The 19,677-nt window shown below is 64.2% G+C and carries 19 protein-coding genes; 15 read left to right on the top strand and 4 right to left on the bottom strand.

Features of this window, described 5'->3' with window-relative positions:
- Positions 1 to 54: 54 nt before the first annotated feature.
- The 3 genes from ABID59_RS04335 (at position 55) to htpG (ending at position 3,608) form a co-directional block, all read left to right on the top strand.
- On the top strand, positions 55 to 705 hold the full coding sequence (locus ABID59_RS04335) for a spermidine synthase (protein WP_246229911.1): 651 nt from the start codon (positions 55 to 57) through the stop codon (positions 703 to 705).
- 457 nt (positions 706 to 1,162) lie between these two features.
- Entirely contained in the window at positions 1,163 to 1,609 is a 447-nt protein-coding gene (locus tag ABID59_RS04330; RefSeq protein ID WP_148751748.1) for a hypothetical protein, read from the top strand.
- A 124-nt stretch (positions 1,610 to 1,733) separates the two neighbouring features.
- Complete coding sequence (gene htpG, locus ABID59_RS04325; protein ID WP_354082535.1) at positions 1,734 to 3,608, top strand: molecular chaperone HtpG; 1,875 nt, start codon at positions 1,734 to 1,736, stop codon at positions 3,606 to 3,608.
- Positions 3,609 to 3,620: 12 nt separating this feature from the next.
- Here htpG and ABID59_RS04320 read toward each other — a convergent pair whose 3' ends face one another.
- Positions 3,621 to 6,755: an efflux RND transporter permease subunit gene (locus ABID59_RS04320; RefSeq protein WP_354082534.1), complete on the bottom strand. Its 3,135-nt coding sequence runs from the start codon at positions 6,753 to 6,755 to the stop codon at positions 3,621 to 3,623.
- Between the two features lie 426 nt (positions 6,756 to 7,181).
- Between ABID59_RS04320 and ABID59_RS04315 the strand changes: the two genes are divergently transcribed.
- A complete protein-coding gene (locus ABID59_RS04315; protein ID WP_148751751.1) occupies positions 7,182 to 7,472 on the top strand; it encodes a DUF3551 domain-containing protein in 291 nt (96 codons plus the stop codon).
- A gap of 61 nt (positions 7,473 to 7,533) precedes the next feature.
- Here the strand turns inward: ABID59_RS04315 and ABID59_RS04310 are convergent, their stop codons facing one another.
- Entirely contained in the window at positions 7,534 to 8,514 is a 981-nt protein-coding gene (locus ABID59_RS04310; protein ID WP_148751752.1) for a Bug family tripartite tricarboxylate transporter substrate binding protein, read from the bottom strand.
- A gap of 223 nt (positions 8,515 to 8,737) precedes the next feature.
- Between ABID59_RS04310 and ABID59_RS04305 the strand changes: the two genes are divergently transcribed.
- The 6 genes from ABID59_RS04305 (at position 8,738) to ABID59_RS04280 (ending at position 14,680) form a co-directional block, all read left to right on the top strand.
- The gene (locus ABID59_RS04305) at positions 8,738 to 10,552 is read left to right on the top strand and encodes a long-chain-acyl-CoA synthetase (RefSeq protein ID WP_354082533.1); all 1,815 of its coding nucleotides are present in this window, start codon (positions 8,738 to 8,740) and stop codon (positions 10,550 to 10,552) included.
- A gap of 152 nt (positions 10,553 to 10,704) precedes the next feature.
- Positions 10,705 to 10,950 (top strand): acyl carrier protein, encoded by a 246-nt coding sequence (locus tag ABID59_RS04300; protein ID WP_008135396.1) that lies wholly within the window; start codon positions 10,705 to 10,707, stop codon positions 10,948 to 10,950.
- Entirely contained in the window at positions 10,937 to 12,319 is a 1,383-nt protein-coding gene (locus ABID59_RS04295) for a class I adenylate-forming enzyme family protein (RefSeq protein WP_354082532.1), read from the top strand. The genes ABID59_RS04300 and ABID59_RS04295 overlap by 14 nt, the downstream gene beginning before the upstream one ends.
- A complete protein-coding gene (locus tag ABID59_RS04290; RefSeq protein WP_148751754.1) occupies positions 12,312 to 13,034 on the top strand; it encodes an SDR family NAD(P)-dependent oxidoreductase in 723 nt (240 codons plus the stop codon). The genes ABID59_RS04295 and ABID59_RS04290 overlap by 8 nt, the downstream gene beginning before the upstream one ends.
- 124 nt (positions 13,035 to 13,158) lie before the next feature.
- Positions 13,159 to 13,368 carry a hypothetical protein gene (locus ABID59_RS04285; RefSeq protein ID WP_148751755.1) on the top strand — a complete coding sequence of 70 codons (210 nt, stop codon included), beginning with the start codon at positions 13,159 to 13,161 and terminating at the stop codon, positions 13,366 to 13,368.
- A 169-nt stretch (positions 13,369 to 13,537) separates the two neighbouring features.
- Positions 13,538 to 14,680, top strand: coding sequence for a DUF3095 domain-containing protein (locus ABID59_RS04280; protein WP_354082531.1), 1,143 nt, complete (start codon positions 13,538 to 13,540; stop codon positions 14,678 to 14,680).
- 133 nt (positions 14,681 to 14,813) lie between these two features.
- Here ABID59_RS04280 and ABID59_RS04275 read toward each other — a convergent pair whose 3' ends face one another.
- Together ABID59_RS04275 and ABID59_RS04270 are read right to left on the bottom strand one after the other, a co-directional pair.
- Positions 14,814 to 15,254 (bottom strand): DUF2147 domain-containing protein, encoded by a 441-nt coding sequence (locus ABID59_RS04275; RefSeq protein WP_354082530.1) that lies wholly within the window; start codon positions 15,252 to 15,254, stop codon positions 14,814 to 14,816.
- A gap of 99 nt (positions 15,255 to 15,353) precedes the next feature.
- Positions 15,354 to 15,881 carry a GNAT family N-acetyltransferase gene (locus ABID59_RS04270; protein WP_354032841.1) on the bottom strand — a complete coding sequence of 176 codons (528 nt, stop codon included), beginning with the start codon at positions 15,879 to 15,881 and terminating at the stop codon, positions 15,354 to 15,356.
- A gap of 210 nt (positions 15,882 to 16,091) precedes the next feature.
- Between ABID59_RS04270 and ABID59_RS04265 the strand changes: the two genes are divergently transcribed.
- The 5 genes from ABID59_RS04265 (at position 16,092) to ABID59_RS04245 (ending at position 19,633) form a co-directional block, all read left to right on the top strand.
- Complete coding sequence (locus tag ABID59_RS04265; protein ID WP_063985730.1) at positions 16,092 to 16,688, top strand: superoxide dismutase; 597 nt, start codon at positions 16,092 to 16,094, stop codon at positions 16,686 to 16,688.
- A gap of 193 nt (positions 16,689 to 16,881) precedes the next feature.
- The gene (locus ABID59_RS04260; protein ID WP_148751759.1) at positions 16,882 to 17,130 is read left to right on the top strand and encodes a hypothetical protein; all 249 of its coding nucleotides are present in this window, start codon (positions 16,882 to 16,884) and stop codon (positions 17,128 to 17,130) included.
- A 2-nt stretch (positions 17,131 to 17,132) separates the two neighbouring features.
- Entirely contained in the window at positions 17,133 to 17,888 is a 756-nt protein-coding gene (locus ABID59_RS04255) for a metal ABC transporter ATP-binding protein (protein WP_354032842.1), read from the top strand.
- Positions 17,889 to 17,894: 6 nt separating this feature from the next.
- Positions 17,895 to 18,764: a metal ABC transporter permease gene (locus ABID59_RS04250; protein ID WP_148751761.1), complete on the top strand. Its 870-nt coding sequence runs from the start codon at positions 17,895 to 17,897 to the stop codon at positions 18,762 to 18,764.
- Between the two features lie 5 nt (positions 18,765 to 18,769).
- The gene (locus tag ABID59_RS04245; protein WP_354082529.1) at positions 18,770 to 19,633 is read left to right on the top strand and encodes a metal ABC transporter solute-binding protein, Zn/Mn family; all 864 of its coding nucleotides are present in this window, start codon (positions 18,770 to 18,772) and stop codon (positions 19,631 to 19,633) included.
- Positions 19,634 to 19,677: the final 44 nt, after the last annotated feature.

Below are 19,677 nucleotides of genomic sequence, written 5' to 3'. Positions count from 1 at the left end.
CAAGGGAGGAACGGACAGATCGATATCGTCGAATGTTCTTGGGATGGCACGCGCGTGTACTTCGAAGACGGCATCCGGCAAAGCCAGGCGACGCCAGACGGCGAAAGCGTCTTCACCTATGTGAAGCTCATGGACGAACTCTTGTCTCGGTCCGAACAGATCCTCGTCCTGGGTTGTGGCGGCGGAAATCTTGCGACACGCCTGTGGCGTCTCGGCAAGAGATTGACCATCGTCGACATTAACCCGATCAGTTTCGTGCTCGCGCACAAGTATTTCGATCTTCCGGACGAGTTGCCATGCATCGTCTCCGACTTTCGAAAATTCGTGTTCGATGACCGCGCATATTACGACGGCATTGCGATCGACGTTGGTGGACCGGGATTCCGTTTCACGGAAGAGTTTGATGCTGAGACCTGCGACGCCATCCGCGCCCGCTTGGCACCGGGCGGTCGGATCGTGATGAACGTATTGGTCGCCCACGACATTGATCCGACGCCCGACCGGATCGCAGCAAGGCTCGCCGGTGAAGAACTGCGGACATGGATTGTCGACGAGCAATTCATCGAGGATCGCAATGCCGTCATCGCCTGCATCCCCGAGAAGACCTTGGGTTCACGGGCGGCGCTCGATCGCGTGATGCGCCATAGCCATGAACGCTGGGCAATCCGCCGCGGAAGATTGCGAAGCCGCGATCTTGCCTGTTGATTGCGCTAATGTCTCAGCCTTGGGCTGACCGACGCGAGACGTGAATAACCGGCGTCCGACTCGTGTCCTCCCTGGGGGGACGGGTCGGACGCAAATTGGGATGCTCTCCGCAACGGTCGCGTGAACGTCGATCTGGAAAGATATACCCCTGGATGATCCGCCCTTGGGGGCGGAAGGTGGGGCGGAAATTTTGGTTGGCGAGATTTGCGCAGACAAAAGTAAGGCGCGACTGGCATCACCACAGTCGCGCCCTACATCGCCGGCTTATGGGGCAGGGGGGAATAGCCGGCTGCTGAGACGACTCCCCGGCGCAGGAGTCGTTCCAAGCGGCCTGCAAAAATTTTTCGCAGGCATTCTGTGGTTTCCGCACACGGTTAAGTGATCTTAACGTCCGGGAAACTCCGGCCCTCCGCTCGCGTTGTTCCCTTGACCGCCATGGGGCGAGGGGCCGACAGCTATGCCACAGATTCAAAAGGTATTTTTTCAAAAGGTATTCTTTGGTGCCGTCGCACTCGCCGCGACGCTTGGCGCCGTCCAGGTTGGCGCGGTGCAACTGGCCTCCGGCCACGATCTGGCCGACCGCTGGCAGGCGCTCGCCGAACAGCCGGCCCAAACCTCAGCTCGCAGCGTTGCTAGTCACGACGTCAATCGTGCCGGCAAGTCCGACCGGCTCGGCGACTTGAAGCCGGCGGCGGTTGCCACCCGCACCGTCTCGATGCGGCTGAACGATCTGACCGATACGTCCGTGCTGCTCCGGGTCCCCGCGGTGATCGAGACCGGCAACGCCAAGTCCGCTCCTACGATGCTGAAGCCGGGCCGCAAGCCGACGATCGCTTGCGAGCCGATGGTCAGCTCCCTGACCGAGGTCGCCAAGCTGCTGCAGCCCGGCCGCTGCGTGACCTGATCGGCCTCGTCCCACATGCAAAACCGGCCTCCCGCCGGGACGGCGGTCCTACATGTCCACTTGATCCCCTATCCCATCGCGTTATATCCCGGGTTTCTTCACTTTTGATTGACCGGGTAAACGCATGACGACGTCCGATACGGCCACGCACACGCAGCCTTTCCAGGCCGAGGTTTCCGAACTGCTGCACCTGATGGTGCACTCCGTCTATTCCGAGACCGACATCTTCCTGCGCGAGCTGGTCTCCAACGCCTCGGATGCCTGCGACAAGCTGCGTTACGAGGCGATCGCCAGTCCTGCACTGCTGGGTGAGGGCGACGCGCTCAAGATCCGGATCATCCCGAACAAGACGGCCACGACGCTCACGATCGCCGACAACGGCATCGGCATGGAGCGGCAGGAGCTGATCGAGCATCTCGGCACCATCGCCCGCTCCGGCACCAAGGCCTTCGTGTCGAAGCTGAAGGAGGCCAAGGACGGCCTCGGCCTGATCGGCCAGTTCGGGGTCGGCTTCTATTCCGCCTTCATGGTCGCCGAGAAGATCGTCGTCGTCAGCCGCCGCGCCGGCGAGAGCGATGTCTGGACCTGGACGTCCTCAGGCGGCTCCGGCTTCGAGATCGCACGCGCAAGCGACGAGGAGGCGGCCCGCGTGGCGCGCGGCACCGAGATCGTGCTGCACCTGAAGGACGATGCGAAGAAATATCTCGAGACCTACGAGATCGAGCGCATCGTTAGTGCCTATTCCGACAATATCCTCTTCCCGATCGAGCTCGTGCCGGAAGAGGGCGAGCCGCGCCAGATCAACTCGGCGAGCGCGCTGTGGCAGCGCTCGAAATCCGAGCTATCGACGGAGGACTACAAGAAGGCCTATCAGCAGATTGCCTCCGCCTTCGACGATCCTGCGATGACGCTGCATTATCGCGCCGAGGGCCGCTACTCCTACGCCGTGCTGCTGTTCGCGCCGTCGACCAAGCCGTTCGATCTGTTCGAGCCGAACCGCAAGGGCCGCGTCAAGCTCTATGTCCGCCGCGTCTTCATTACCGATGATGCGGATCTCTTGCCCGGCTATCTCCGCTTTATCCGCGGCGTCGTCGACAGCGAGGATCTCCCGCTCAACATCTCGCGCGAGATGCTCCAGAACAACCCGCAGCTGGTGCAGATCCGCAAGGCCGTTGCGACCCGCGTCGTCAACGAGCTCGAAACCCTCGCCGAGAAGGATGCGGAGAATTTCGCAAGGATCTGGGACGCCTTCGGTGCGGTGCTGAAAGAGGGCATCTACGAGGATTTCGAGCGCCGCGAGAAGTTGCTCGCGCTGTCTCGCTTCACCACCACCACCGGCGAGAAGCGCGCGCTCAAGGACGTCGTCGCCGATTTCAAGCCGAACCAGACCGAGATCTATTATCTCGTCGGCGACAGCATCGAGCGGCTGAAGTCCAGTCCGCGGCTGGAAGCTGCGACCGCACGCGGCATTGAGGTGCTGCTGCTGTCCGATCCGGTCGATGCGTTCTGGACCTCGATGCCGACCGAGTTCGAGGGCAAGCCGCTGAAGTCGCTGAGTCAGGGCGATCTCAATCTCGACCTGATCCCGCGCGTCGACGAGAAGGACGAGGCGAAGAAGGACGAGCCCGAGGCGGACGAGGCCGCCACCATCGCGGTGATCAAGGCGACGCTTGGCGAGCGCGTCAGCGATGTCAAGGCCTCGACCCGCCTCACCAGCTCCGCCTCCTGCCTCGTCGCCGACAGCCAGGGTCCGAGCCGCGAGCTCGAGCGCATCCTGGCGCAGCAGAACCGCGGCATGCGCACCAGGCCGATCCTGGAGATCAATTTGCGCCATCCCATGGTCACGGCGATCACCAGGGCGCAGGCCGGCTCGAAGACGGTCGACGATCTCAGCCTGCTCCTGCTCGAACAGGCGCAGATTCTGGACGGCGAGCTGCCGGAGGATCCCGCCGCGTTTGCCGCAAGGCTGAACCGGCTGGTGCTGCAGGGGCTGGGTTAGCGCGAGCCCAGCTCACTCCGCCGCGTCCTTCTGCTCTTCGCTCTCGGCCTCCGGCTTCGGCTTCTTCTCCATCCAGCGTGACAACGTGTTGGAGAAGCGGTCGAGGTAAAGGTAGATGACGGGGGTCGTGAACAAGGTGAGCGCCTGGCTGACCACGAGACCGCCGACCATGGCGTAGCCGAGCGGTTGACGGATCTCGGCGCCGGTGCCGGTGCCGAGCATCAGGGGGACGCCGCCGAGCAGCGCCGCCATCGTCGTCATCATGATCGGCCGGAAGCGCAGCAGTGCTGCCTGGCGGATCGACTGCTCTGGCGTCAGATGCTGCTCGCGCTCGGCGGCGATGGCGAAGTCCACCATCATGATGCCGTTCTTCTTGACGATGCCGATCAGGAGGATGACCCCGATCAGGGCGATCAGGCTGAAATCAAAGCCGAAGACCATCAGGATCGCGATCGCGCCGACGCCGGCCGACGGCAGCGTGGACAGGATGGTCAGCGGATGGATATAGCTCTCGTACAGCACCCCCAGCACCAGATAGACCACGACGAGTGCGGCGAGGATCAGCATCGGCACGGTGCCGAGCGACTGCTGGAACGCCTGCGCAGTCCCCTGGAAGCTCATTGACAGCGTCGGCGGCGCACCCATCTCGCCGACCGCGCGCATTACGGCGGCGGTCGCCTGTCCCAGCGCAACGCCCTCGGCAAGGTTGAAGCTGATCGTCACCGCCGGAAACTGGCTCTGATGCGCGATCGCGAGCGGCCGCACCGGCTCGTTGGTCCAGCGACAGATGACAGAGAGCGGGACCTCGTCGCCGCTCAGCGGCGACTTGATGTAGAGCTTGTCGAGCGTGTCGAGCTTGCCTTGCAGCGCCGGCGTGATCTCGAGCACGACATGATAGCTGTTGGTCTGCGTGAAATATTGCGCCACCTGGCGTTGGCCGAAGGCATCGTAGAGCGTGTCGTCGATCAACTGCGGCTGGATGCCGTAGCGTGCGGCGGTGTCGCGATTGATCGTGAGCTGCACCGTCGTGCCCTCGGTCTGCTGGTCGGTGGCTACGTCGCGAAGCTCCGGCAGGCCTCTCATCTCCGTCAGGATCTTGGGCGCCCATGCGTCCAATTCGGCGAGATTGGCGTCCTGGAGCGTGAACTCGAACTGGGTGCGGGTGGCGCGACCGCCGAGCCGTACGTCTTGCGAGGCCTGCATATAGAGGCGCGCGCCCTCGACCTTGGCGAGCTTCGGCCGCAGCCGCGCGATGATCTGTTGCGCATTGGCGTCGCGCTCCCCGAGCGGCTTCAGCGTGATATACATGCGCCCCGAATTGAGCGCCGTGCCACCCCCGCCGATGAACATCGCGATGGAATCGACGGCGGGGTCGGCCTGCACAATGGCATTGAGCGCCTCCTGCCGCCGCTTCATCTCGGCGAAGGAGATGTCCTGGGGCATTTCCGACACCGCGGTGAGGAATCCGTTGTCCTGCTGCGGGAAGAAGCCTTTGGGGATCAGGATGAACAGCAGCGCCGACAGCGCGACGGTGGCGAAAAAAACGCAGAGCGTGACGAGACTATGCCGCAGCGCGAGGTCGAGCCCGCGCTCGTAGGCGCCGAGCAGCCGCTCGTACAGCCGCCCGCTCCATTGGTAGAAGCGGCCGCCGCGGGCCTCGTGGCCGGAACGTAGAAAACGCGAGGCCATCATCGGCGTCAGGGTCAGCGACACCACGAGCGAGACGAAGATCGCCATGGACAGCGTCACCGCAAATTCGCGAAATAGCCGGCCGATAATGCCGCCCATCAGCAGCAGCGGGATCAGCACGGCGACCAGCGATATGCTGATGGAGACGATGGTGAAGCCGATCTCGGCCGCGCCCTTGTAGGCGGCGGTGACCGGGTTCTCGCCCCGCTCGACATAGCGCGTGATGTTCTCCAGCATCACGATAGCGTCGTCGACCACAAAGCCGACCGCGATGGTCAGCGCCATCAGCGAGAGATTGTCCACCGAGTAGCCGAACACCCACATCAGCGAGCAGGCCCCGAGCAGGGCCAGCGGCACGGTGATGCTCGGGATGATCGTGGCCCAGAAGCTGTGCAGGAAGATGAAGATCACCATCACCACCAGCGCGATGGTGATCATGAGCGTGATCTGCACCTCGTCGACCGCGGCGCGGATGGTGATGGTGCGGTCGCTGATGATCTTGATGCTGATCGCGGGCGGGATCGCCGCGATCAGCCGCGGCAGCTTCTGCGTGATGCGGTTGACCGTCTCGATGACGTTGGCGCCTGGCTGCTTGAAAATGACGAGGAATACGCCGCGCTTGCCGTCGGCCCAGGCAGCGGTCTTCATGTCCTCCGGTCCCGACACCGCCTCGCCGATGTCGCGAATCCGCAAAGGCGCTCCGTTACGATAAGCGATGATCACATCCTGCCACTGCGTAGCCTCGAGCAGCTGGTCGTTGGCGTAGACAGTGTAGGCGCGCCGCGTGCCGTCGATGTTGCCCTTCGGGCTGTCCGTGGTCGCAACCGCGATCTGGCTGCGCACGTCCTCCAGCGACAGGCCCTTGGCGACCAGCTTGGCCGGATCGACCTGGATGCGCACCGAGGGCTTCTGCTGCCCGCCGACAAACACCTGCGCGACACCCGGAATCTGGCTGATCTGCTGCGCAAGCTGGGCGTCGGTAAGGTCGCTGACGGTGGTCAGGGGCAGCGTGTCGGAAGTTGCCGACAGGATCATGATCGGCGAGTCCGCCGGGTTGACCTTGCGATAAGTCGGCGGCGAGGGGAGGTTCTTCGGCAATTGGCCGCTCGCTGCGTTGATCGCAGCCTGCACGTCGTTGGCGGCGGCATCGATCAGGCGATTAAGATCGAACTGGATGGTGATCGATGCCGAGCCGAGCGAGCTCGTCGACGTCATCTGCGCGATGCCCGGGATTTGCGCGAGCTGGCGCTCGAGCGGCTGCGCCACGGAGGAGGCCATGGTTTCGGGGCTACCGCCGGGAAGCGACGCGGAAACCTGGATGGTCGGAAAGTCGACCTGCGGCAGCGGCGCAACCGGCAGCAGAGGGTAGGCCACGAGGCCAACGAACAGGATGCCCGCCATCAGCAGCGAGGTGCCGATCGGATAGCGGATGAACGGAGACGAGAAGCTCTCTTGCATGCTCTGGGACCAAAGGTTGGCCAGCGCATCTTCTCCCCGCGCACGGCGGAGCCGCGCTCAAAAGCCCGAGCGCGAATGTGCGTTTCCTCCAGCCCATATGTTTGTTGATTGCCCTGGAACGTCATCGGGCCTGGGCCAGCGTTGTGATCGAGAGACTAGTCCGTTCGCCCAGACGTGCGAACGGATTCCTGCGCCGGTGGCGTGCGACCTTGGTCGAAGGATGGTTGTACGGAGATATGCGTTCAGTGCGGGTCGGGCACGGAGCGCCTTCACCGTTTCGGATCGTTACGGCGCCGTGTCGGATCGTTTTTGATGCTTGTCACAAGCGGGAGAGGTATGAGTAGGAACGATCGCTTCTTTCGCGCCGTTGTGCCATATCGAAATGGCATAACGCCTGCCGTTGCTACCAATTCGAGGAAATGTCCGATGCGCCTGCCTCTCCTGACCCTCACCGCCATTGCCACGCTGTTCGTTGCGGCAGATGCCAGCGCCCAGACCTATGATCCGCGTTACCCGGTGTGCATGCACAAATACACGGGTGGTGGCGGCGGCTTGGGTGGTGGTGGCGGCGGCGGCTATTTCGACTGCAGCTTCACTTCGCTGGAGCAGTGCCGCGCCACGGCATCGGGCCTCGCGGCCAGCTGCGACGTCAATCCCTATTACGCTTTCGATAAGCCGCCGCCCCCGCCACGCAGGCGTCATAAGCAGGTGTACTGACGGATTGTGATGCGGTCGTCCGGGATGACGATCCGCTTGCTTGGCGCGTAGAAGCCGCGAGCTATTCTTTCCTGATCCCCGACAGCTCCACCACCTTGCGCCAGCGCTCGGTCTCGGCGGTCAGCATGCCGCCGAACGCGCCTGCATTGCCGTGCAGCGGGATCGCGCCGAGCTCGGCGAGGCGCGCCTTGATCCCGGCGTCGGACAGCGCCGCGTCGACCTCGCCATTGAGCAGGTCGACGATCTCGCGCGGCGTGTCGTAGGGAGCGCCGACGCCGTAGAACGAGGATGTCTCGTAACCGGAAAGTGTGTCGGCGATCGGTGGCACGTCAGGCAAAATCTCCGAGCGATCGCGCGTGGTGATGCCGAGCGCGCGCAGCTTGCCGGTGCGCACCAGCTCGAACGACGAGGTGACGTTGTCGAACATGCCCTGGATCTGCCCGCTCATCACGTCGGTCAGGCCCGGCGCGGAGCCGCGGTACGGCACATGCGTGAACTGGACGCCGGCCATCGACTTGAACAATTCGCCGGAGAGATGCAGCGAGGTGCCGATGCCGGAGGAGGCGATCGACATCTTGCCGGGATTGGCCTTGGCATAGGCGATGAAGTCGGAGCCGCTCTTCACCGGCAAATCGTTGTTGACGACCAGCACCAGTGGAATGCGCGCAACGCCGGCGACCGGCGCGATGCCCTTGGCGAAATCGTACGGCAGCGCCGGATCGAACGAGGCGTTGATCGCATTCGCTGTCGAGGTCAACAGCAGCGTGTAGCCATCTGGCGCGGACGTGATCACCGCCTGTGTGCCGATATTGCTGCCGGCGCCGGGTTTGTTCTCGACCACGAAGGTCTGGCCGAGCCGGTCGGACAGCCGCTGGCAGATCAGACGTGACAGCACGTCGGTGGCGCCGCCCGGTGCATAGGGCACCACCCATTTCACGCTGCGCGACGGATAAGACGGGTTGCCGATCGCGAAGGCGCGCGGAGCGATGAGCGTGGCCGCGGCACAGGCGGCGGTCTGAAGGAAGTGTCGCTTGGTGATCATCGCAGCCTCCAGTTCATCTTGCGGCGAAGGGGACGCGCACAGCACGTCCGAAAGTCTGGATTTGCTATCGCAAGAATCGCCCCAGGCCGCACGACGTTCCCGTCGGCTTGGTAAAGGATGATCGCAGTTAATCGAGAGCTAACCGAGTTTTACCTTGTCTCTTAACACCTGGGCAGGACGCGCGAGCTAAGTTGCCGGGAACAAGCAGATACCGCCCGAAAGAATGAACGGCATGACCACCGGCGTCATCGAGCAACCGAAAGCCGCGCGCGCGCCCTCGGCTTCAAAGATCTGGCTGAAGGCAATCGAGCTGACTGCGCGGATCGAGACGCGGCCGGGCCGTCTCTTCGCCGACGTCGTCGACGATTGGGCACGTCGCCAGCCCGACCGCGTCGCGCTGGTCACAGACGACGGAAGCCTCGACTATGACGGCCTGTCGAAGCGCATCAACCGCTATGCGCGCTGGGCACTCTCGGCCGGCGTCGCCAAAGGAGATACTGTCGGCCTGATCATGCCGAACGGCATCGATTATGTCGCGGCCTGGCTCGGCATCAGCCGCGTTGGTGGCGTAGTGGCGCTGATCAATACCAAGCTTGTCGGGCAGTCTCTCGCGCATTGCGTCGACGTCGCAAAGCCCTCGCATATCATCGTTGCGCATGAGCTCGCGGAGACGCTGGAGAGCGCGGGGCCGCATCTGAACACCGACGCCAAGATCTGGACCCATGGCGATGCTCGCAGCGCGCGCGCGATCGATGTTGCGCTTGCCGCGCTCGATGACGGGGCGCTGTCTCCGGAGGAGCACGGTGTCGTCACCATCGATGACCGCGCGCTGCTGATCTACACCTCCGGTACCACCGGCCTGCCGAAGGCCGCCAGCATCAGCCATCGCCGCATCCTCAATTGGGGTTTCTGGTTCGCGGGTCTCACTGGCGCGACGCCGCTGGACCGGCTCTATGATTGCCTGCCGCTGTTCCACTCGGTTGGCGGCATCGTCGCGCCGTGCAGCATGCTCGCCGCCGGCGGCGCGGTGGTGATCGCGGAGAAATTTTCGGCCTCGAACTTCTGGCCCGACATCGTGCGGCACGACTGTACGCTGTTTCAGTATATCGGCGAGCTCTGCCGCTATCTGCTCAAGGCGCCGCCGTCGGAATACGAAAACCGTCACTGCCTGCGGCTGGTCTGCGGCAATGGCCTGCGCGGCGATATCTGGGAGGATTTCCAGGGCCGTTTCGCCATTCCCAGCATTCTTGAATTCTATGCCGCGACCGAAGGCAATTTCTCGCTGTTCAACGTCGAGGGCCAGCCGGGCGCCATCGGCCGCATCCCGCCGCTGCTTGCGCATCGCTTTCCCGCAGGCCTCGTCAGGCTCGATCCCGCCAGCGGCGCGCCGCTGCGCAATGGCGAGGGCTTCTGCACCGCCTGCGCGCGCGGCGAGGCGGGTGAGGCCATCGGCCGTATCGGCAACGCGGACGAGGGCGGTGGCCGCTTCGAGGGCTATACCGATGCCGGTGAGACCGAGAAGAAGATCCTTCGCGACGTCTTCACCAAGGGCGATGCCTGGTTTCGTACCGGCGATCTGATGCGGCTCGACGACAAGGGCTTCTTCCACTTCGTCGATCGCATCGGCGATACCTTCCGCTGGAAGGGCGAGAACGTCGCGACCTCCGAGGTCAACGACGCCGTGCGCGATTTCACCGGCGTGGTCGATGCCACCACCTACGGCGTCAGCATCCCCGGCGCCGACGGCCGCGCCGGCATGAGCGCGATCGTCGTGAACGAAGGATTTGATATCGCCGCACTGTCTGCCTATCTCGCGCAGCGGCTGCCGGCCTATGCCCGCCCGGTCTTCATCCGCATCTCGCGCGAGCTCGATGCGACCGAGACATTCAAGCAGAAGAAGGGCGAGCTCGCGCGCGCGGGCTTTGACCCGGGTGCAATAGAAGACGCGATGTTCATGCTCGAGCCGAGATCCGGCGCCTATGTCGCGCTCGATTCCAGGGCTTTTGCGCAGATCGTGGACGGTACGATCAGGCTGTAGCCGCGGCAAAATCGACAGATAGGTCCAATTTTATCTGAATTGTCCAAGAGGCCATTTACTTCTGTCAGGTAAACAAGCGGCCATAGGGAGGCGGTCATCATGAGCCGCCGCAAGACATACGATCGATTAACTAAGTAAGAGGCGAGCCAGCCATGTCGGTACGATCCAAGGTCATTGAAGCGATTCAGCAGATCGCTAGGGAACAGCACGTCACGCTTCCCGCACTCTCGGACGATCTGTCCCTGCACGAGACGGGCTTCGACTCGCTCGCCTTCGCGATCCTGGTCGCACGTCTCGAGGACGAGACCGGCGTCGATCCCTTCACCATTTCCGAGGACGCAGCGTTCCCCGCCACCGTGGGCGATTTCGTGCGGGCCTACGAAAATGTCCCCGCGTGAGATCTTTGCGCTCCGTGACCATCTCGGCGCGGAGCTGAAGGGCCGCAACCTGTCGGATGCGCACCATGTCGTGTCGCTGACCGATATCTTGTCGCAGACCGTCCTCGCCGGCAGCCTGCGCGAGCTGTCCGGCCGCGCCGTGTTGCTGAAGCTGTCGGACCAGCTCCGGTCGGGCCTCGCCATGATCGAGCTCGACGGTATCGTCCGTCGCATGTTGCTGTGCCCGCCGGATCTCGACCCGGCGCATCTGGACGCCCTGATCGCAGATGCCGGGATCGATGCTATCGTCACCGACGAGCCGGATCGCTGGACCGCGACCGCCGTGTCGCTGGTCGTTACTGCACAATTGCCGCTTCAATCCACCGCGCCTGCGCAGACCGAGCGCGCGACCGAATGGCTGATGCTGACGTCGGGCACATCAGGCGTGCCGAAAATCGTCGGCCATACGCTGGAAGCGCTCACGGGCGCTATCGTCGCCGAAGGCCCAGCCAAGGGCCCCGCGCCGGTCTGGGCCACGTTCTATGACATCCGGCGCTATGGCGGCCTGCAGATCTTCCTTCGCGCCGTCCTCTCCGGTGGCTCGATGGTGCTGTCGGACCCGCACGAGGCGCTCGCCGATCACGTTGCCCGGCTGAACGCGCGCGGGGTCTCGCACATCTCCGGCACGCCGTCGCACTGGCGCAAGCTCCTGATGAGCGGCTCCGCCGCGCAGTTTGCGCCGGGCTATGTTCGCCTCTCCGGGGAGATCGCTGACCAGGCGGTGCTCGACGGCCTCAAGGCGGCGTTCCCCAATTCCTCCGTCGGCCATGCCTATGCCTCGACCGAGGCCGGCGTCGGCTTCGCCGTCAATGACGGGCTCGAAGGTTTTCCAGCGAACTATCTCGGCAACCGTAACGGCGTCGAGATGAAAGTTGTCGACGGCTCGCTCCGGATCCGATCGACGCGCACGGCACACGCCTATATCGGCCGTAACGCGGCTGCGCTCACCGACGGCGACGGTTTCGTCGATAGTGGCGATATCGTCGAACTGCGCGGCGACCGCTATTATTTCGTCGGCCGCCGCGGTGGCATCATCAATATCGGCGGGCTGAAAGTTCATCCCGAGGAGATCGAGGCGGCGATCAACTGTCATCCCGACGTGCGGATGTCGCGGGCGAAATCGCGGCGCAGCCCGATCACGGGCGGCATCGTCGTCGCCGACGTGATCCTTGCCGACGGTACCGACCAGGCGCGCACGAAGGAAATTCGTGACCAGATCCTGGATCAGTGCCGCGCGCAGCTGGCGTCCCACAAGGTGCCGGCGGTGGTCCGCTTCGTCGAGGCGCTCGACGTCACGCCGGCCGGCAAACTGGCGCGCACCGATGCATAATGTTCTCGTCACCGGCGGCAGCCGCGGCATTGGCCTTGCGATCGGCACGCGCCTGGCCAGCACCGGCTACAACGTGATCGCGGCCGCGCGGCGCGAGAGCGACGAGCTCAAGGCCGCGATCGCCGGGTCCGAAGGCCGGCTGCACTTCCGCGCCTGCGACCTTGCCGTGATCGATGCGATCCCCGCTTTCGCAAAGCTCGTGCGCGATGAATTCGGCCCGACCTACGGCCTCGTCAACAATGCCGGCCTCGGCACCGAGGGCCTGCTCGCCACCATGCACAATTCCGAGATCGAAGCGCTGGTGCAGCTCAACGTGCTGTCGCCGATCATCCTCACCAAATATGTCGCGCGCCAGATGATGGCGGATGGCGCCGGCCGCATCATCAACATCTCCTCGATCATCGCGACGACGGGCTATAACGGCCTCTCGGTCTACGGCGCAACCAAGGCCGCCGCCACCGGCTTCACCCGATCGCTCGCGCGCGAGGTCGGCAAGCTCGGCATCACCGTGAACGCGATCGCGCCGGGCTTCATCGACACCGAGCTCACGCACAATCTCTCCGACGAAAGCCGCAAGCGCATCGCCGGCCGCAGCGCGCTGCGGCGATTGCCGGCGACGGATGACATCGCGCGCATGGTGGAATATCTGCTCGGCGAGGGCGGCCGCAACGTCACCGGCACCGTGTTCACGATCGACGCGGGCAACACGGCGTAAAGGAACTCCGTTGCCACAATTGAGTTGATCAGGCCCAATGACATTTCACCGGATCTGGTCGTAAGATACGCCGCAATCGATTGGGTTACGTCAATCGATCTGCCCTAATCGAGAGGAGCAGTCCATGGTCGCGTCAAACATGACCGCTTCAAATCTAGGCCGGATCGAACAGTCCCGCGCGAAGCCGGAGGACGTTCACTGCCCCCCGATGACGCATCAGAATTCCGGCGACCACGGCCACGAAATGCATCCGCAGCAATTTGTGCGGCTGGTTGGCTGTCACAACGCCCCCGCGGATGTATCGCGCAAGCATGCGGACGAGAAACTGCATTAGCTTGCGTCCCGGCAGATTGCCTGCGAACAGTGCTCGGGTGGCAGGCGCCGCATCTTGTTGTCATCCCCGTTTCAGCCAATGATGCGCCGTTGTTCGGGCGAGCCGGCAGGCGAACCCGGATCGATCCCGCCCCGTATCTGTTCTCGTGCAAACCTGACCAGCTCCTGCGATGACAGCCGCATCCTTTTATGGCGCCATACCCGTCTTCCGCGGCTTCACCAGCCTGATGGAGCCCAAGCTCTATTCCCCGCTGCCGGAGGACTGGAGCGTCGGCGTCGCCGACATCGTCGATTCCACCAAGGCGATCGCGGCGCAGCGCTACAAGGCGGTCAACATGGCTGGCGCCGCCGTGATCGCTGCGGTGACGAATGCGCTGGAGGGACGCGAATTTCCTTTCGTGTTCGGCGGCGACGGCGCCAGTTTTGCGGTCGCGCCGGCCGATCTCGATGCTGCACGCGAAGCTTTGGCTGCAACGGCGACCTGGGTGCGGGAAGACCTCGATCTCAAAATGCGCGTCGCGCTCGTGCCGGTGAGCGCCATCCGCGCGACAGGTCTTGACGTGCGCGTGGCGCGCTTCGGTCCGTCGGCCAATCTGTCCTATGCGATGTTCTCCGGCGGCGGGCTCGCCTGGGCCGACGCCGCGATGAAGCGCGGCGAGTTCGCCGTCGCTGAGGCGCCCTCAGGCACGCAACCCGATCTCTCCGGCCTGTCCTGCCGCTTCGAGGTGATTCCGGCCTCGCGCGGGCTGATCCTGTCGGTGCTGGTGATGCCGGCAGGCGGCGCCGATCCGCAGGCCTTCCGCGAGGTGATCGAGGACATCATCCATCTCGTCGAGCGCAGTCCGGATTCCGGCCGTCCCGTGCCACCGCAGGGGCCGCCGCTGAAATGGCCGCCGCAGGGCCTGGACTACGAGGCGCGGGCGATCCGTGGCGGGTCGTTGCTCAAGCGCCGCGCCGGTCTGCTCGCCTATACGTTTTTCGTCTATGTCCTGATGCGCTTCGACATCAAGGCCGGCGGCTTCCTGCCGAAGGTCTACAAGCGCCAGGTCGTCGAGAATTCCGACTTCCGAAAATATGACGACGGTCTGCGTATGATCCTCGACTGCACGCCGGAGCTCGAGTGCGCCTTGAGCGATCGTCTTGCGACCGCTGCGCGCGATGGCGTCGTGCGCTACGGGCTTTATCAGCAGGATGCCGCGATGATGACCTGCTTCACGCCCTCGGCGCTGCGCAGCGACCACGTGCACTTCATCGACGGCGCGCGCGGCGGCTACGCCTCTGCGGCGACGGCGCTCAAGGCGATGGTGGCCTGAAATCACTCTCTTGCCCCGGACGCAGCGCAGCACGTAGTGATGCGATGCAGAGCCGGGGCCCATCGTGGCGTGGGTCCCGGCTCTGCGAGGCAGCGCTTCGCGCTGCATCGCGTCCGGGACACGAGGGAGCGGATCAGCGTCCCGCCCGCGTCCAGGTCTCGCCGCCGCAGAGCGCGCCGACGCAGCCTTCGACGCGCAGCGTCGCTGTGCCCGACACCGAGACGCTGCTCGCATAGGTGCTGCCGTCATCGGCATTGTAGATCTGGCCCGACCATTTGTTCGGCCCTGCGGGCTGCATGCCGGAGAACAGCGGCAGGCCGATCATCGGGCGCCTGGCGAGCGCGGGATTGGGATTCTTGCTGTCGGTTGCGGGCTGCCCGGTCGCAGTGTCGGTGGGCTCGCGCAGCCAGACGATGACACCGCAGATGCCGCCGCCGCATTTGCTGATCTTCACGCGGGCATCGCCAGCCTGGGTGAGCCAGGTCCCGCTCGCGTCAGCACTTTGCGCATGCGCGGCCGTCGCGCCGGACAGCGCAGCCAGGAGGACGGAGAGGATGGCGAATCTGCGGGACATGGAGGGGCCTCGGAATGGAGGCGTCTCCATAGCAGCAAATCAGAATCGTGCAACGCCTGATGGAATCACATTGCTGGCTCATTTGCCCCAGCGAATGTTTCACCACGGCAGGCCGCAGAGGTCGATGGTGCCGAGCGTCGGCGCACGGACGATGTCGAACACGTAGGGCGCCATATGCGTGAAGTGGACGCGGCCCTCCGGCTGCTCGCAATAGATGTCGCCGGTGAAGGCGCGCCATTTGCGGGCCTCGTAGAACGCGACATTATGCGGTTCGCAGAACAGGATCGCGAAGCGAACCGCCTCGTTGGCGCGCATGGTGTGCACCGCCGCGTCGATCGCCATGGTCGCATAGCCGCGGTTGCGGCGATCCTCGCGCGTGCAGACGCCGCCGATGCCGCCGACGTGCGCCTTCTGTCCATTCCAGGTGATTGTGCGGAAATAGATGCCGACGTGGCAGACCAGGCCATCCTCGGGCGTCTCGATCAGCACGCGCAGATCGGCATGGGCCCATTTGACGTGACTCCAGGACGGCTGCTCGGCGGCGTCGCGTCCCCAGACTGCGCTGAGCAGCGGTTGCGCGATCGGCCACGCGGCGTCGCCGTTCAAAATGTCGATCTCGATGCTCATGGCTTTCGCAGCTCTGCTCCGTGACGCATTCGTTCTGCCATAAGCACTTCAAAGGCAATGATATTTTTCGAGGACATGAAAGTTGTGCAATCGGGCCATGCCGTCGCAATCGCGCCTTTTCGCAAATTGGCGGTATTTAACGGCGCAGGAACCTTCTATAAGGGGTGACCGTTAGAGAACACGTTCCCCACCAGTTGCGGACAAGAACCCATGACATTCACGCTGCCCCCCCTCCCTTACGCCTATGACGCCCTCGGCCAGTTCATGTCGAAGGAGACGCTGGAATTCCACCACGACAAGCATCATCAGGCCTACGTCACCAACGGCAACAACGCGCTCAAGGGCACCGAATGGGAAGGCAAGTCCCTTGAAGAAATCGTCAAGGGCTCGTTCGGCAAGAACCCCGCGGTGTTCAACAACGCCGGCCAGCACTACAACCACATCCACTTCTGGAGCTGGATGAAGCCCAATGGCGGCGGCACCAAGCTGCCGGGCAAGCTCGAGAAGAAGATCAACGAGGACCTCGGCGGCTTCGAGAAGTTCAAGACGGACTTCCAGGCGGCCGGCGTCGGCCAGTTCGGCTCCGGCTGGGCCTGGCTCCAGGTCAAGAACGGCAAGCTCGAGATCGCCAAGACCCCGAACGGCGAGAATCCGCTGGTGCACGGCGCGACCCCGATCCTCGGCGTCGACGTCTGGGAGCACTCCTACTACATCGATTATCGCAACCGCCGTCCCGACTATCTCAAGGCATTTGTCGAGAACCTCGTGAACTGGGAATACGTCGAGTCCCTGTTCGACAAGGCCTGAGGCTTTACTCCGCCATTCCAGGATGCTGCGTTAGCACCAGACTTGGAATCTCGAGATTCCGGGTTCGGCTTCGCCGCCCCGGAATGACGGAAACAACAGAGGCGGTCGCTCACGCGGCCGCCTCTTTGCTGTGTGGAATCGCCCTGCGTGACGGCCGTGGACAAGCGTAATGTTATAATATAACGTTCTTGGCATGGTTCCCGCCGCGTCCCACGCCCATCATCCCGCCCATGCTCATGGCCACTCCCATGGCCATTCTCATGACCACGGGCAATCGCACGGACACGACCACACCCATGCCCATGTCCACGACGCGGCCTCTCCGCACCCAGCCCAGGACGCGCCCTGGTCGATCCTGCGCATGACCGTGGCCGGCCGCCTCGCAGCCGCCGTCGCCGTCTGCGCCGTGCTCTGGGGTGTGGTCTGGCTCGCGATGAGGTGACCATGGCAGCGCTTCACTTTCACAACGTCACGCTCGGCTATGACCGCCATCCGGCCGTGCACCATCTCAACGGCGAGGTCGCCTCCGGCGCGCTGGTCGCCGTGATCGGCCCGAACGGCGCCGGCAAATCGACGCTGCTGCGCGGCATCGTCGGCATCCTCAAGCCACTCGACGGCAGTATCCATCTCGGCGGGCTCGATGCCAGGGACATCGCCTATCTGCCGCAGAGCGCCGAGATCGACCGCACCTTCCCGATTTCGGTGTTCGATTTCGTCGCGACCGGGCTGTGGCGCGCCACCGGCTTGTTCGGCGGCATTGGTAAGCCGGCGCGTGAAAAGATCCTAGATACGATCGCTTCCGTTGGCCTCAACGGTTTTGAGAACCGTCCGATCGGCACGCTCTCGGGCGGCCAGATGCAGCGCGTGCTGTTCGCGCGCGTGCTGCTCCAGGATGCACGCCTGATCGTGCTCGACGAGCCTTTCAACGCCATCGACAGCAAGACCACGGCCGACCTGCTCGCGCTCGTGAAGCACTGGCACGGCGAAGGCCGCACCGTGCTGGCCGCGCTGCACGACATGGAGATGGTGCGTACCCATTTCAGTGAGACGCTGGTGCTGGCCCGCGGCCCGGTGGCGTGGGGCCCGACGGCGGAGGTGCTCACGCCCGAAAACCTGCTGGTCGCGATGCGGATGTGCGAAGCCTTCGACGACAGTGCGGCGGCCTGCGCGGCCGACGATGCCCGCTCGCGGGCGGCGTGATCCCAGATGGTCTATGACGCGCTGATCGGTCCGTTCACCGAATTCGAGTTCATGCGGCGAGCGCTTGCCGCGGTGATCGCGCTGTCGCTGGCGGGCGCGCCGATCGGCGTGTTCCTGATGCTGCGGCGGATGAGCCTCGTCGGCGACGCCATGGCGCACGCAATCCTGCCGGGCGCCGCCGTCGGCTTCCTGCTCTCCGGCCTCAATCTGTTCGCGATGACCGCCGGCGGCCTGATCGCCGGCTTTGCCGTGGCAATCCTCGCCGGCGTGGTCGCGCGCTCGACCGGATTGAAGGAGGATGCCTCGCTTGCAACCTTCTATCTGGCCTCGCTGGCGCTCGGCGTCACCATCGTGTCGATCAAGGGCACCAATATCGACCTGCTGCACGTGCTGTTCGGCAACATCCTCGCGATGGACGATCAGACGCTGCTGGTGGTCGCCTTCAACGCCACGGTCACGCTGCTGGTGCTGGCGGTGATCTACCGCCCCCTGGTGATCGAGAGCGTCGATCCACTATTCCTGCGCACCGTCAGCCGCGCCGGCGGCCCCGCGCATCTCGCCTTCCTCGCGCTCGTCGTCATCAACCTCGTCAACGGTTTTCAGGCGCTCGGCACTTTGCTGGCGGTAGGCCTGATGATCCTGCCGGCCGGCATCGCGCGGTTCTGGTCGCGCGATCTCACGGTGATGATCTGCATCGCGGTCGTCGCGGCCGCCGTCTCGGGCTATGCCGGGCTCGTGCTGTCGTTCCAGACCCGCGTGCCGTCGGGCCCTGCAATCATTCTGGTGGCGACGGTGTTCTACATCGTCTCCGTCCTGTTCGGCCGCGTCGGCGGCATCGTCCGGCAGCTGTTTCCCGGCCGGCATCTGGAAGCGTGACGGCGATGCGACGTATTCTGCTTTGTGTGCTTCTGCTGATCGCCTCGCCGGTGCACGCCGCGGGCCGGCTCAAAGTGGTCGCGAGCTTCTCGATCCTCGCCGATTTCATCCGCAATGTCGGCGGCGACCGCATCAACATCACGACGCTGGTCGGTCCCGACAGCGACGTCCATGTCTACACGCCGGCCCCATCCGATGCGAAGCGGATCGCGGAGGCAAAGCTCGTCATCGTCAACGGGCTCGGCCTCGAGGGATGGCTGCCGCGCCTCGTGCAGTCCTCCGGCGCCAAGGCACAGGTGGTGACCGCGAGCGCCGGCATCGCGGCCCGCAAGCTCGGTCCCGCCGCCGATCCCCACGCCTGGCAGTCTGTCCCCAACGCCAAGATCTATGTGACCGACATCGCAACCGCGCTCGCCGCGGCGGCCCCTGATGACGCCGAGTTCTTCCGCGCCCAGGCAAAAGCCTATCTGGAAAAGCTCGAAGCGCTCGACCACGAGATTCGCGAAGCCGTGGCCAAGATCCCGCCGGAGCGGCGCAAGGTGATCTCCACCCACGACGCCTTCGGCTACTTCGCCGCCGAATACGGCGTCCAGTTCATAGCGCCCTTAGGGGTCTCCACCGAAACCGAGCCCAGCGCTCGGGATATCGCGGCCATCATCGGCCAGATCAAGGCCCAGAAAATCCCGGCGGTGTTCCTGGAAAATATCAGCGATGACCGCCTGATCCGGCGGATTGCCGCGGAGACCGGGGCAAAGGTCGGCGGGACCCTGATTTCGGACGGTTTGACCGGCGAAAAGGGGCCTGCACCCACTTACATTGACATGGTCAGGCACAATATAAAGGCGCTGACCAGCGCGCTTGACCACTAGGGCAGGGGGGCCACCCCGCCTCGCGTCGCGCGGAAAGCCCGAAG

It is taken from the genome of Bradyrhizobium sp. S3.3.6 (genome assembly GCF_040546905.1).
Classification (GTDB): Bacteria; Pseudomonadota; Alphaproteobacteria; order Rhizobiales; family Xanthobacteraceae; genus Bradyrhizobium; species Bradyrhizobium cytisi.
This window is presented reverse-complemented; position numbering and strand designations above follow the sequence as displayed.